The organism is Streptomyces sp. NPDC016309 (assembly GCF_043077235.1).
Lineage (GTDB): Bacteria > Actinomycetota > Actinomycetes > Streptomycetales > Streptomycetaceae > Streptomyces.
The window spans coordinates 297,972-311,616 of sequence record NZ_JBIBSG010000007.1; the positions used below are offsets into that span (position 1 = coordinate 297,972).

The window sequence follows — 13,645 nt, forward strand, 5'->3', positions numbered from 1 at the left end:
CGCCCGCCCGGAAGGTTCCGTCCTTGCCACACTGCCCCCATGACGCCCACCGCCGTGCCGCCCACCGCCGTGACCCCCGATCCCGTGACGCCCGTCCCCGTGATCCTGGACTGCGACCCCGGCCACGACGACGCCTTCAACATCCTGCTGGCCGCCGCCCACCCCGCCGTCGAGCTCCTCGCGATCACCACCGTCGCCGGCAACGCGACCGTCGAACGGACCACCCTCAACGCCCGCCGGGTGTGCACGGTCGCCGGCATCGAGGGCGTGCCGATCGCCGCCGGACTGGCCGGGCCGCTGCACGGGCCCGGCATCGTGGCCGGGAACATCCACGGCGAGTCCGGCCTCGACGGGCCCGGGTTCGGCGAGCCGACCGTCCCGCTCGACCCGCGCGACGCCATCACGCTCCTCCGCGAGACGCTCCTCGCCCACCCCGGCCCCGTGACGCTCGTCCCCACCGGACCGCTCAGCAACATCGCCGCGTTCCTGCTCGCCCACCCGGCCCTGGCCGCCGACCGGATCGGGCGGATCGTGCTGATGGGCGGCTCCACGGGGCGCGGCAACCGCACCCCGGCGGCCGAGTTCAACATCGCCGCCGACCCGGAGGCCGCCGACATCGTGTTCTCCAGCGGCCTGGACGTCACCATGATCGGGCTGAACGTCAGCCACCAGGCGCCGGCCACGCCCGACGTCCTCGCCCGGCTGGAGGCGCTCGGCACGCCCCTGTCACGGCTGTGCGTCGACCTGCTGACGTACTTCGGCACCACGTACCGCGAGGTGTTCGGACTCGCCGCGCCGCCGCTGCACGACCCGCTGACCGTCGCCCACCTCATCGACCCGGACCTGATCACCACGGTCCGCGCCCCGGTCGCCGTCGAGCTGACCGGCACCCACACGCGCGGCGCCACGGTGGTCGACCTCGACGGCGTGACCGGCCGCCCCGCCAACGTCCGTGTCGGCACCGGTGTGAACGCCCCCGCCTTCTGGGACCTCGTCATCGACGCCGTCCGTACCCTGGGGTGACCCGCCTTCCCCGGCCCCCGGTGGACACCGCGCGGCAAACCCCGCCCGTTTCGTCCCTGTTGGGTGGGTACCCGTACCCCATGGACACGGACACGCACACGGACACCGGTGGGAACAGAGACGGGAAGACCACGGCCCCGGCGGCCTTCGAGCCGCCGGTCACCATGAGGCGGCGCGAGCCGCACGGCCGGATCCGCACGCACCGGCCCGCCGTCGCCGACGGCACCACCGCGGACGGGGCGGTCGAGGGCAACATCGTGCGGGGCGAGGACTGAGCCGCGCATAGGCTCGGCGCATGACCGCCTACGCCGTTTCCCTGGCCAACTCGCAGCGCTCACTGGGGGATCCGAGCCTGCGCTACCCCCTCCACCCGCCGCTCCTGCGGGGCTGCCCCCGTACCGCCACGCCCGGCCTGGTCCACCCCCTGGAGGTCGACTACGCCTACGAGGACACCCCGGCGGACCTGTTCACCTCGTCCCCGCGCGGCGGGGGGCTGGAGCGGTGGGCGCCGCTGCTGCCCCCGCTCGACGCGCCGGGGCTGGGCGAGGGCGGCACCCCGCTCATCCCGTTCGGCGACGGCACGTGGATCAAGGACGAGTCGCGCAACCCCACCTGGAGCCACAAGGACCGGCTCAACCGGGTCGCCGTCAGCGCCGCCGTCCACATGGGCGCCGAGGGCATCGCGGTCGCGTCCTCCGGCAACCACGGGGCCTCCGCGGCCGCGTACGCCGCCCGGGCCGGGCTGCGCTGCGTCGTCCTGGCCTCGGCCGGCGCGCCCCCGGCGATGGCCTCCTTCGTCCAGGCGTACGGCGCCGACGTCCTGGCCGTCCCGAGGGAGGCGCGGTGGCCGCTGCTCGCCGAGATCGCGGAGCGCCTCGGCTACCACACGGTCAGCAACCTGACCCCCACCCACACCGGGCACCCCTTCGGCCCGGAGGGCTACAAGACCGTCGCGTACGAAATCCACGGCGAACTGGGCGTGCCCGCCGCGGTGTTCGTGCCCACCGGCTACGGCGAGCTGCTGTTCGGCGTCTGGAAGGGCTTCCGCGAACTGCGGGACCTCGGGGTCACCGACCGGGTGCCCCGGGTGTTCGGCTGCGAGCCGGCGGCCGGCGGTCCCCTCGCGGCGGCCGTACGGACCGGGGTGCCGGCCGCGGTGGTGGAGGTGGGCCCCACCGACGCGTACGGCATCTCCTGCTCGGCCGGCGGTCACCGGGCCGTGCGGGCGGTCCTCGACAGCGGGGGCGACGCGCTGCTGGTGACGGACGGGGAGATGGCCCGCGCCCGGGACGAGCTGGCCCGGCAGGGCGTGTGGGCGGAGCTGTCGGCCGCGGCGGGGCTGGCCGGCTTCCGCCAGTGGGCGGCCCGCGAGGGCGGCTTCGACGGGCCGGTGGTGTGCGTGTCGACGTCCAGCGGGTTCAAGGACCGCTCGGTGGGCGGCGACCCGATGGAGCCGGTCGAGCCCACGTGGGAGGCCGTCTCCCGGCGGCTGCGCCGGTAGGGCGGCCTCCCCGGTTCCGGGCGGACCCGCCCGGCGGCCGTCACCGGAGGTGGGCCCAGGAGTGCGGGTGGGCGGTGAGGTACTCGCGCAGCGTCATCGGGGCGTGGCCGGTGAGACGGCGGACCGTGTCGGCGACGGTCGCCATCTCGCCGGTGGCGATCGCCTCGTAGGAGGTGACCCAGCCGGTGACCTCCCAGTGCTCGGCGCCGTACGCGGCGCGGGAGGCGTACGCCTCGGCGCGGGTCTCGGGGACGTAGGCGACCGGCCGGCCGGCCGCGCGGGACAGCTCCTCTGCCGCCTCGGCGAGCGTGAGCGCCTCCTCGCCGGTGACGTCGTACGTCGCGCCGTCGTGCTCGCCGCCGCCGAGCAGGACGGCCGCCGCCACGTCCGCGATGTCCTCGTGGGCGACCGCCGCGACCCGGCCGTCGCCCCCGGGGCCGCGCAGCACGCCGTCCTCGCCGGTCATCGCGGCGAACCCGGCGAGATACCAGCTGTCCCGCAGGAACGTGTGCGGCACGCCCTGCGCCTCGATGTACCGCTCGGTGTGCCAGTGGTCGCGGGCGAAGGTGAACGTCGCCTGCGGGGCGGCCCCCAGGAACGACACGTACACGATCCGCCCGACGCCCGCCGCGAGCGCCGCGTCGACCGCCGTGCGGTGCTCCTGGATCCGGTCGGGGCTCTCGTGCGCCGACACCAGGAACAGCGTGTCGGCGCCGTCCAGGGCGCGGCGCATCGCCTCGCCGTCCCCGTACGGCGCGGGCGGCGCCTTCACCGCGTCCGGCAGGTCCGGCAGCCGGCCGGGATCACGGCCGAGCAGCCGGGCCTTGACGCCCTGGTCGGCGAGGCGGCGGGCGACACGGCCGCCGATACGGCCACTCGCCCCGGTCACAGCGATCACGGATGACATACCGGCGAGTGTGTCAGGCGTACACCTCGGTGACCTCCAGCACGCGCGCGGTGATGCGCCCGTCCGGCGTACGCCCCGGGTCGGCCAGGTAGGCGCGGTAGGCGTCCTCGGTCGGGAACCGCACGAGGTGGACCTCCGACAGCCCGTCGGCGGTCCGCAGCCGCCGCTCCAGCCGCCCGCCGTGGCGCGGGAGGAGGGCGAGCGCCTTCTCCTCGTACGCCGTGGCCTCGTCCACCGCGTCGGCCGGGTAGTCCAGGAGCACGGCCAGTTGGAAGGACGGGGCGGGCGGGCCGTCCAGCGGCTTGTAGAAGTGGACGTCCACGTTCCCGCCGGGGAAGCCCTCGGAGCGGCCGGTCTCGACGTAACCGAGGCGCCGGTAGAAGGCGGGCGCCTGGAAGGAGAACGACGACACGATCACGCGATCGCAGCCGCGCCGCCGCGCCTCCTCCTCCGCCGCGCGCAGCAGCCGCGTCCCGAGCCCGGTGCCGCGCCGGTCCTCGCGGACCCAGACCATGGAGACGCCGGCGAGTCCGCCCCACGTCCAGCCGGTGAGCCCGCCGGTGATCTCGCCCGTCGCGTCGTCGGTGGCGCGCACCGACAGCCCGGCCTCGTCGGAGGCGCCCGTGGCGGCCCGGTTGAAGGCCGTCAGCTCCGCGTCGAGGCGGGCCGCCAGTTCCTTGTCCTCGCCGCCGGCCGTGAGCGTCGTCGTCACTTGTCCTCCAGGTCTCCCTCGGTCTCCAGGAAGACCTGCTTCAGCCGCTCCAGGATCGCCGGGTCGGGCTTCTCCCACATGCCGCGCGACTCGGCCTCCAGCAGCCGCTCGGCGATGCCGTGCAGGGCCCAGGGGTTGGCCTCCTGGAGGAACGCCTTGTTCTCCGGGTCGAGCACGTAGGTCTCGGTGAGCTTGTCGTACATCCAGTCGGCGACAACGCCGGTCGTGGCGTCGTACCCGAAGAGGTAGTCGACGGTCGCTGCCAGTTCGAAGGCGCCCTTGTAGCCGTGGCGGCGCATCGCCTCGATCCAGCGCGGGTTGACCACCCGGGCGCGGAAGACGCGGGAGGTCTCCTCGACGAGGGTGCGGGTGCGGACCGACTCGGGGCGGGTGGAGTCGCCGATGTACGCCTCGGGGGCGGTGCCCTTGAGCGCGCGGACGGTCGCGACCATGCCGCCGTGGTACTGGAAGTAGTCGTCGGAGTCGGCGATGTCGTGCTCGCGGGTGTCGGTGTTCTTGGCCGCCACCGCGATGCGCTTGTACGCCGTCTCCATCTCGTCGCGCGCCGGGCGTCCTTCGAGGCCGCGCCCGTACGCGTAGCCGCCCCAGACCGTGTACACCTCGGCGAGGTCGGCGTCGGTGCGCCAGTCGCGCGAGTCGATGAGCTGGAGGATGCCGGCGCCGTAGGTGCCGGGCCGGGAGCCGAAGATACGGGTGGTGGCGCGGCGTTCGTCGCCGTGCTCGGCGAGGTCGGCCTGGGCGTGGGCGCGGACGAAGTTGTCGTCGGCCGGCTCGTCGAGGGAGGCGGCGAGGCGGACGGCGTCGTCCAGGAGCCCGATGGTGTGCGGGAAGGCGTCCCGGAAGAAGCCCGAGATGCGCAGCGTCACGTCGATCCGGGGCCGGCCCAGCTCGGCGAGCGGGATCGCCTCCAGGCCGGTGACGCGGCGGGAGGCGTCGTCCCAGACGGGGCGGACGCCGAGGAGCGCGAGGGCCTCGGCGACGTCGTCGCCGGCGGTGCGCATGGCGCTGGTGCCCCACAGGGACAGGCCGACGGAGTCGGGCCACGCGCCGTTGTCGTCGCGGTAGCGGGTCAGCAGCGACTCGGCGAGCGCCTGGCCCGTCTCCCACGCGAGGCGGGAGGGGACGGCCTTGGGGTCGACGGAGTAGAAGTTGCGGCCGGTCGGCAGGACGTTGACCAGGCCGCGCAGCGGCGAGCCGGACGGTCCGGCCGGGACGAACCCGCCGTTCAGGGCGTGCACGGCGTGGTCCAGCTCGTCGGTGGTGGCGGCGAGGCGCGGGACGACCTGGCGGGCGGCGAAGTCGAGGACGGCGGCGACGGCGTCGTCGTAGCCCTCGGCGACCGTGGCGACGGCGGCCGGGTTCCAGTCGGCGGCCTCCATGGCCTCCACCAGGGCGCGGGCCTTGGCCTCGGCCTCGTCGGCGCCGGTGCGGGTGGCGGCGGACTCGTCCAGGCCGAGGGCCTCGCGGAGGCCGGGCAGGGACTGGGTGCCGCCCCAGATCTGGCGGGCGCGGAGGATGGACAGGACCAGGTTGACCCGCTCGGGGCCGGTGGGGGCGCCGCCGAGGACGTGCAGCCCGTCACGGATCTGGGCGTCCTTGACCTCGCACAGCCAGCCGTCGACGTGCAGCAGGAAGTCGTCGAACCCGTCGTCGTCCGGGCGGTCCTCCAGACCGAGGTCGTGGTCGAGCTTGGCGGCCTGGATGAGCGTCCAGATCTGGGCGCGGATGGCCGGCAGCTTGGACGGGTCCATGGAGGAGATCTGCGCGTACTCGTCGAGCAACTGCTCCAGGCGGGTGATGTCGCCGTACGACTCGGCGCGGGCCATCGGCGGCACCAGGTGGTCGACGAGCGTGGCGTGCACGCGGCGCTTGGCCTGGGTGCCCTCGCCCGGGTCGTTGACCAGGAACGGGTAGACCAGCGGGATGTCGCCGAGGGCCGCGTCGGGGCCGCAGGCGGCGGACAGGCCGGCGTTCTTGCCGGGCAGCCACTCCAGGTTGCCGTGCTTGCCGAGGTGGACCATCGCGTCGGCGCCGAAGCCGCCGTCCTCGGCGCGGGCGGCGATCCAGCGGTAGGCGGCCAGGTAGTGGTGCGACGGCGGCAGGTCCGGGTCGTGGTAGATCGCGATCGGGTTCTCGCCGAAGCCGCGCGGCGGCTGGATCAGGATGAGGAGGTTCCCGCGCCGCAGGGCGGCGAGGACGATGTCGCCCTCCGGGTTGCGGGAGCGGTCCAGGAACATCTCGCCGGGCGGCGGGCCCCAGTGCCGCTCGACCTGCTCGCGCAGCTCCGCCGGCAGGGCGGCGTACCAGCGCTTGTAGTCGGCGGCCGGGATGCGGACCGGGTTCTTGGCGAGCTGCTCCTCGGTGAGCCAGTCCTGGTCGTGGCCGCCGGCCTCGATCAGGGCGTAGATCAGCTCGTCGCCGTCGCCGGACGCGAGGCCCGGGACGTCCTCGGCGCCGAAGTCGTAGCCCTCCTCGCGGAGCCGGCGCAGCAGTGCCACGGCGGAGGCGGGGGTGTCGAGGCCGACGGCGTTGCCGATGCGGGAGTGCTTGGTGGGGTACGCGGAGAGGACCAGCGCCAGGCGCTTGTCGGCGTTCGGGATGTGCCGCAGCCGGGCGTGCCGGACGGCGATCCCGGCGACGCGGGCGGCGCGCTCGGCGTCGGCGACGTACGCGGGCAGGCCGTCGGCGTCGATCTCCTTGAACGAGAACGGCACGGTGATGAGGCGGCCGTCGAACTCGGGGACGGCGACCTGGCTGGCGGCGTCGAGCGGGGAGAGGCCCTCGTCGTTCTCCTCCCAGGCGGCCCGCGAGCCGGTCAGGCACAGGGCCTGGAGGATCGGCACGTCCAGGGCGGCGAGGGCGCCGGCGTCCCAGGCCTCCTCGTCGCCGCCCGCCTGGGCCTCGGCGGGCTTGGTGCCGCCGGCGGCGAGGACGGTGGTGACGACCGCGTCGGCCGTGCGCAGGCTCTCCAGCAGCTCCGGCTCGGGGGCGCGCAGCGAGGCCACGTACAGCGGGAGGGCCTGGCCGCCGGCGTCCTCGATGGCGTCGCAGAGGGTGGAGACGAAGGCGGTGTTGCCGCTCATGTGGTGGGCGCGGTAGTAGAGCACGGCGACCACGGGGCCGGTGGTGGCGCGCGCGGTGCGCTCCAGGGGGCCCCAGGTGGGGGCGGCGGCCGGGGGCTCGAAGCCGTGGCCGGTGAGCAGGACGGTGTCGGAGAGGAAGCGGGCGAGCTGCTCCAGGTTGTCCGGACCGCCGTGGGCGAGGTAGGCGTGCGCCTCGGCCGCGATGCCGATCGGGACGGTGGAGGTCTCCATGAGCTGGGCGTCGGGGGCCTGTTCGCCGGTGAGGACGACCAGCGGCTTGCCGGTCGCGCGCAGCGCCTGGAGGCCGTCCTCCCAGGCGCGGATGCCGCCGAGGAGGCGTACGACGACGAGGTCGGCCCCGTCGAGGAGGCCCGGGAGGTCGTCCATCGGGAGCCGGGCGGGGTTGGCGAACCGGTACGCGACGGGGCCGCCGGCCGCGCGGGCGCTGAGCAGGTCGGTGTCGGAGTGCGACAGCAGCAGGATCGTCGTGGCGGGCGCCGGGGCGGGCGCCGTCTCGGGCGTGGTCGCGTGCGTCATGACGTGCGCAGGCCTTCCTCGGGGTGTCCGCGCCCCGGGTGGTCGTAGGACGGCGGGAGTTCCTGACTCGTCCGGTTTCCGGCCGGACTCACAGTGGCGGGACCGCGCCGGATTCTCACCGGGCTTCCTCCCTAGGGCCCTGGGACCCTGTGCCGTCTGCATAGTAGAGGCTGCGCGTATGCTCGCCGCCATGCCGCCCAGCTCACCAAATCCCCAGGACCGGGGTGAAGCGCACATACGGGACCGTGTCCGCGAGCGCGGTGACGCGTGCCCCGGTGCGCTCCGGCTGCACCGGGCCGACGACGGGTCGCTGGCCCGGCTCCGCCTCCCCACCGGCGTTCTGACGCACCGTCAAGTCCTGGCGCTGGCCGACGCGGCGGACCGCCTGGGCGACGGGCACCTCTCCCTCACCTCGCGCGGCAACGTGGAGTTGAGGGGCCTCGGGGAAGGCTGCGGACTCGGGCTGGTGGACCTGCTGCGGGACGCCGGACTGCTGCCGTCCGAACGGCACGAGCGGGTACGGAACATGGTGGTCTCGCCGCTCGCCGGCGCCGGCGTGCAGGCGTGGGCCGCGCGCCTGGACGAGCTGTTGTGCGCCGAGGACTGGACGCCGGAGCTCTCCGGCCGCTTCCTGTTCGCCGTGGACGACGGGCGGGGCGACGTGGCGGGCCTGGCCGCCGATGTGACGTTGATCGCAGAGCCCGCCGGGACCGGCCTGGTCCGGGTGGGGCGTACGACCCACCGGGTGTCCTCCGCCGACGCGCCCCGCGCCGCGCTCGCGGCGGCCGGGGCGTTCCTGGCGGCGGCCCGCGCGGCCGGCACCGGCGCCTGGCGGGTGCGGGAGCTGCCGGCTGGGCAGGACGTGGACGTGGACGGACACCTGCGCCGGGCCGGCGTCGCGGCGGAGCCCGTACCGGACGCGGCGTTCCCCACGTGCCCCCCGCCCGCGCCCGGAACGGCCGGCGACGGCATGCTGTCCGTCCTGGCCCGCCTCGGCCGGGTGACCACCGCCCAGTTCCGCGCCCTGCTGCCCGCCGGGGAGGTGCGGGTCACCCCGTGGCGCGGGTTCGTCCTGCCCGGCTTCACCGACCCGGCGGCGGCCCGCGAGCGGCTGCGCGCCCTGGACGGGGCCGGGTTCATCACCCGTACCGACTCCCCCTGGATCGGCGTCACCGCGTGCACCGGGCGCCCCGGCTGCGCCAAGTCCCTCTCCGACGTACGGGCGGACGCCCGGCCCCGCGAGGGCGCCCTGCCCGTCCACTGGTCCGGCTGCGCACGCCGCTGCGGCCACCCCCAGGGCGCGTGGACCGACATGGTGGCGACCGGCGAGGGCGCGTACCAGCCGACCGTACAAGGACCGACGAAATGAGCGAGAGCAGAGTGTTCGACTACGAGAAGGACGGGGCGGAGATCTACCGCCAGTCCTTTGCCACGATCCGCGCCGAGGCGGATCTCGCGGGCCTGCCGGCCGACGTCAGCCAGGTCGCCGTGCGGATGATCCACGCGTGCGGCATGGTCGACCTCGTCCGCGACCTGGCCTACACGCCGGACGTGGTGGCCCGCGCCCGCGAGGCGCTGCGCGCCGGCGCGCCGATCCTGTGCGACGCGCAGATGGTCGCCAGCGGCGTCACGCGCAAGCGGCTGCCCGCCGGCAACGACGTGGTCTGCACGCTCTCGGACCCGTCCGTCCCGGCGCTCGCCGCCGAACTCGGCACCACCCGCAGCGCGGCCGCCATGGAGCTGTGGCGCGACCGGCTCGAAGGGTCCGTCGTCGCGGTGGGCAACGCCCCGACCGCGCTGTTCCGGCTGCTGGAGATGATCGAGGCGGGCGCGCCCCGCCCGGCGGCCGTCATCGGCATACCGGTCGGGTTCATCGGGGCGGCCGAGTCCAAGGACGCGCTGGCCGCCTTCCCGGGCCTGGAGCACCTGGTGGTGCGCGGCCGGCGGGGTGGCAGCGCGATGGCGGCGGCGGCGATCAACGCGATCGCGCACGAGGCGGAGATCCAGGCATGAGCGGCAAGCTGTACGGCGTGGGGCTCGGCCCCGGCGACCCGAATCTGATGACGGTCGCGGCGGTGAAGGCCATCGCGGCCGCCGACGTGATCGCGTACCACTGCGCCCGCCACGGCCGTTCCATCGCCCGTTCCATCGCGGCCGAGCACATCCGCGAGGACCACGTCGAGGAACGCCTGATGTACCCGCTGACCGTCGAGACGACGGACCACCCGGGCGGGTACCGGGGTGCGCTGAACGACTTCTACGAGGAGGCGTCGGCGCGGCTGGCCGCCCACCTGGACGCGGGCCGCACGGTCGCCGTCCTCGCCGAGGGCGACCCGCTGTTCTACGGCTCCTACCAGCACATGCACAAGCGGCTGGCGGACCGGTACGACACCGAGGTCATCCCCGGTGTCACCTCGGTGAGCGCGTCGGCGGCCCGGCTGGGCAAGCCGCTGTGCGAGGCGGAGGAGATCCTGACGATCATCCCCGGCACGCTGCCGGAGGAGGAACTGACGGCCCGCCTGGCGGCCACCGACTCGGCCGTCGTCATGAAGCTGGGCCGGACGTTCCCGACGGTACGGCGCGCCCTGGAGCGGGCGGGCCGGCTGGACGACGCCCACTACGTGGAGCGGGCCACGATGGCCGGCGAACGGACCGGCGCCCTGGCGGACGTCGACCCCGGATCGGTCCCCTACTTCTCCGTGGCGGTGCTCCCGTCGCGCGTCGACTCCGGCCCGGCCGTGCCCGCCTCGGGCGAGGTCGTGGTCGTCGGCACCGGCCCGGCGGGCCCCCTGTGGCTGACGCCCGAGACCCGGGGCGCGCTCGCCTCGGCGACCGACCTGGTGGGCTACACCACCTACCTGGACCGGGTCCCCGTGCGCCCCGGCCAGGAGCGGCACGGCTCGGACAACAAGGTCGAGTCGGAGCGCGCCGAGTTCGCCCTGGACCTGGCCCGCCGCGGGCGCCGGGTGGCGGTGGTGTCGGGCGGCGACCCGGGCGTGTTCGCCATGGCCACGGCCGTCCTGGAGGTCGCCTCCCAGGACCCGTACCTGGACGTCCCGGTCCGCGTCCTGCCCGGCGTGACCGCCGCGAACGCCGCCGCCGCGAAGGCGGGCGCCCCGCTGGGCCACGACTACGCCACCCTCTCCCTGTCGGACCGGCTCAAGCCCTGGGAGGTCATCGCCGAGCGCCTCCGCGCGGCGGCCGCCGCCGACCTGGTGCTCGCCCTCTACAACCCGGGCTCCGCCAGCCGCACCTGGCAGGTCGCCAAGGCCCGCGAACTCCTCCTGGAACTCCGGGCCCCCGACACCCCGGTGGTCGTCGCCCGCGACGTGGGCGGCCCGGAGGAGTCCGTCCGCGTCCTCCCGCTCGCGGACCTGGACCCGGCGGAGGTCGACATGCGGACCCTGCTCCTCATCGGCTCCTCCCAGACCCAGGCGGTCCGCCGCGCCGACGGCACCACGATCGCCTGGACCCCCCGCAGGTACCCGGAGGCGTAACCCCGCCGGGGCCGGCGTCACCGCGACGCCGGCCCCCGCGCCCTTCCCGCCGCCACGGCATGCCGGCGCGGTGCCGCCGCCGGTACCCTCCGCCCCCACCTGCCGCCCTTACCGGGCGTCATGTCACGGCCACCCATTTTTTCGCGGTTCCGCACAGACCCCGGGCCTTGGACGCTAGGGTTCCGGAACAGTACATGTGTGACGCACCACACACTGTTTTCCGCTGGCTGCCGGGGTGCGTCCCGAGGCGGCTGTGCATCTGGGGGGCCGCATGCACACGATGGTCAAGGGCGCCAACATCGGTCTGTCGGCGCTCAGTGCGGACACCGGTTCCGTGACGGTGGGGCTGAGTTGGAGCAGCAGCACCGGTGAGGGCGACGCCGACGTGTCCGTGCTCCTGCTGAACGGCACCGGAAAGGTGCGCAGCGACGCCGACTTCTACTTCTACAACAACCCGGTCGCCGACGACGGAAGCGTGCAGCTTCTGGGCAAGACGCCCACCCCCGACGGCAGCGTGGACCGGATCAGCTTCGACCTGGAGGCCGTACCGCCCGACGTCGAGCGGATCATCGTGGCCGCCAGCCGGTACGACGGAGCGCATTTCGGTGAGCTGGACGACCTGTGCCTGTCGCTCGTCGACGGTGCGGGAGAGGGACTGGTCCGCTTCCCCGTCGACGACGCCGGTGTGGTGAGCGCCTTCATCTTCGGGGAGCTGTACCGGCGGGCCGGTGAGTGGAAGTTCCGCGCCGTGGGTCAGGGATACCACTCCGGGCTGGTCGGCCTGGCGACGGACTTCGGTGTCGACATCGAGGACGACACGGAGGAGGACGTCCCCGAAGCCGGGCCGAAGGAGGAGACGGTGAGCGGCCCGGTGCCGCCCGTGGTCCGGGAAGCGGCGCACGTCCCGCCGCCCAGGGCCGGCGAGGCCGCCCCGGCGGGAGCGGCCGCGCCCAGGAAGCCCGCCCGGCCACGCGCCGCGAAGAAGAAGGTGACCCTCCCGAAGACCGTCAAGAAGTCCCTCGCCGAGAACGAGTCCTGGCGGACCGCCCGGCTCTTCCCCGTGACCGCGCTCAAGAGCGACCGGGAGCGCGAGACGCGGGCCACGTCGGTCCTGCTGTCGGTGATGGCCCAGGTGCCGGAGTTCGGCCGGCGCCTCACCGCCGGCTTCGGCGCACCGGCGGGACGAATGGAGACGTTCACCGAGGTGTCGCTGCCGCACGGCGACTCCCCGAGGCGTCCCGACGGCGTCATCCGCGTCGAACGCGCCGGAAAGCTGTGGACCGCCCTCGTCGAGACCAAGACGAACGGCAACCCGCTCAAGTCCGAGCAGGTACAGGCCTACGTCGACATCGCCGCACGACGCGGTTACGAGGCCGTGATCACGCTGTCCAACGATGTCGCCCTCGAGGGCAGTCCGCTGGTCGACATCAAGATCGACGGGCGGCGCAAGCACAAGGTGGCCCTCTGGCACCTGTCCTGGGCCGAAGTCGCCCACCAGGCCCAGATGCTGATCCGGCACGAGGGCGTCGGGAACGCGGCGCACGCCTGGCTGCTCCAGGAACTGCTGCACTACCTCCAGCACGACAACTCGGGATGCCACGGGTTCCAGAACATGGGAGCGGCGTGGGTGCCGGTGCGGAACGGGATCGACAACGAGACCCTGTGCCAGGGCGACGCGCGGGCCACGGAGGTCACCGAGAGCTGGGAGCGGCTGATCCGGCAGGTGTGTCTGCGCCTGGGCGGTGAACTGGGGCGGAAGGTGCTGCCCGTCCAGCGCGCCAGACGAGGTACGGATCCCCGTACCCGCCGTGCCGAGATGGCGGAGCGGCTCTGCCTGGAGGGACGGTTGCACGCCGAGCTGCGCATGGAGGACACGCAGGGGATCCTCGCCATCACGGCGGATCTGCGCACGGGCAAGCTGCGCACATCGATCGAGCTGCCGTCGGCAGAGCAGGGCTACCCGCTCACCAGGGCCAAACGCCTGATTCGCCAGTTGGCGGCCGCTCCGGCGGACCTGCACATCGAGACCCTGGTCGCGGGACCGGGAGTGGGGCCGAGGGGCACCTTGGAACGGCTGCGCCCCGAACCCGCGGACATCCTGCCGAAGGACGGCGCCGAGATCGTCGGCTTCCGGCTCTCCCTCTTCAAGGGCATGGGTACGGGGCGCGGCTCTGCCGAAACCGGGTTCATCCGCAGCGTGGACGAGGCCGTGGACCGCTTCCATGCCCAGGTCATCACCCACCTGGACCGACGCGGCTCGCACCGGGCTCAGGCCGAGGAGACGGCGGCCGACCGCTGACGTCAGCCGGCCGGGGCGGCGCGCCGGGGCGAACCAAGATCCTCCCTTCGGGGAACAGCAGGTGA

At 74.4% G+C, this 13,645-nt stretch carries 10 protein-coding genes and 1 riboswitch; of the genes, 7 read left to right on the forward strand and 3 right to left on the reverse strand.

The genetic code is table 11. The features are described from left to right. Positions 1 to 39 precede the first annotated feature (39 nt). From ACF068_RS19985 to ACF068_RS19995, 3 genes are all read left to right on the forward strand, one after another. Positions 40 to 1,023: a nucleoside hydrolase gene (locus ACF068_RS19985; protein WP_392275575.1), complete on the forward strand. Its 984-nt coding sequence runs from the start codon at positions 40 to 42 to the stop codon at positions 1,021 to 1,023. Positions 1,024 to 1,103: 80 nt separating this feature from the next. Next, entirely contained in the window at positions 1,104 to 1,298 is a 195-nt protein-coding gene (locus ACF068_RS19990; protein WP_392275576.1) for a hypothetical protein, read from the forward strand. 20 nt (positions 1,299 to 1,318) lie between these two features. Further along, positions 1,319 to 2,524, forward strand: coding sequence for a pyridoxal-phosphate dependent enzyme (locus tag ACF068_RS19995; RefSeq protein WP_392275577.1), 1,206 nt, complete (start codon positions 1,319 to 1,321; stop codon positions 2,522 to 2,524). A gap of 40 nt (positions 2,525 to 2,564) precedes the next feature. Here the strand turns inward: ACF068_RS19995 and ACF068_RS20000 are convergent, their stop codons facing one another. Genes ACF068_RS20000 through cobN form a run of 3 tightly spaced genes read right to left on the reverse strand, consistent with a single transcriptional unit; the run spans position 2,565 to position 7,784 of the window. Next, positions 2,565 to 3,431 (reverse strand): SDR family oxidoreductase, encoded by an 867-nt coding sequence (locus ACF068_RS20000; RefSeq protein ID WP_392275578.1) that lies wholly within the window; start codon positions 3,429 to 3,431, stop codon positions 2,565 to 2,567. 13 nt (positions 3,432 to 3,444) lie between these two features. Beyond that, positions 3,445 to 4,143 carry a GNAT family N-acetyltransferase gene (locus ACF068_RS20005; protein ID WP_392275579.1) on the reverse strand — a complete coding sequence of 233 codons (699 nt, stop codon included), beginning with the start codon at positions 4,141 to 4,143 and terminating at the stop codon, positions 3,445 to 3,447. Continuing rightward, on the reverse strand, positions 4,140 to 7,784 hold the full coding sequence (gene cobN / locus ACF068_RS20010) for a cobaltochelatase subunit CobN (RefSeq protein WP_392275580.1): 3,645 nt from the start codon (positions 7,782 to 7,784) through the stop codon (positions 4,140 to 4,142). The genes ACF068_RS20005 and cobN overlap by 4 nt, the downstream gene beginning before the upstream one ends. A gap of 33 nt (positions 7,785 to 7,817) precedes the next feature. After that, a riboswitch (cobalamin riboswitch) is annotated at positions 7,818 to 7,956 on the reverse strand. A gap of 6 nt (positions 7,957 to 7,962) precedes the next feature. Here cobN and ACF068_RS20015 point away from each other — a divergent pair. The 4 genes from ACF068_RS20015 (at position 7,963) to ACF068_RS20030 (ending at position 13,580) form a co-directional block, all read left to right on the forward strand. Beyond that, a complete protein-coding gene (locus ACF068_RS20015) occupies positions 7,963 to 9,153 on the forward strand; it encodes a cobalamin biosynthesis protein CobG (protein ID WP_392275581.1) in 1,191 nt (396 codons plus the stop codon). Beyond that, entirely contained in the window at positions 9,150 to 9,797 is a 648-nt protein-coding gene (locus ACF068_RS20020; RefSeq protein WP_392275582.1) for a precorrin-8X methylmutase, read from the forward strand. The genes ACF068_RS20015 and ACF068_RS20020 overlap by 4 nt, the downstream gene beginning before the upstream one ends. After that, on the forward strand, positions 9,794 to 11,281 hold the full coding sequence (locus tag ACF068_RS20025) for a precorrin-2 C(20)-methyltransferase (protein ID WP_392275583.1): 1,488 nt from the start codon (positions 9,794 to 9,796) through the stop codon (positions 11,279 to 11,281). The genes ACF068_RS20020 and ACF068_RS20025 overlap by 4 nt, the downstream gene beginning before the upstream one ends. A gap of 271 nt (positions 11,282 to 11,552) precedes the next feature. Further along, positions 11,553 to 13,580: a TerD family protein gene (locus ACF068_RS20030; RefSeq protein WP_392275584.1), complete on the forward strand. Its 2,028-nt coding sequence runs from the start codon at positions 11,553 to 11,555 to the stop codon at positions 13,578 to 13,580. Positions 13,581 to 13,645: the final 65 nt, after the last annotated feature.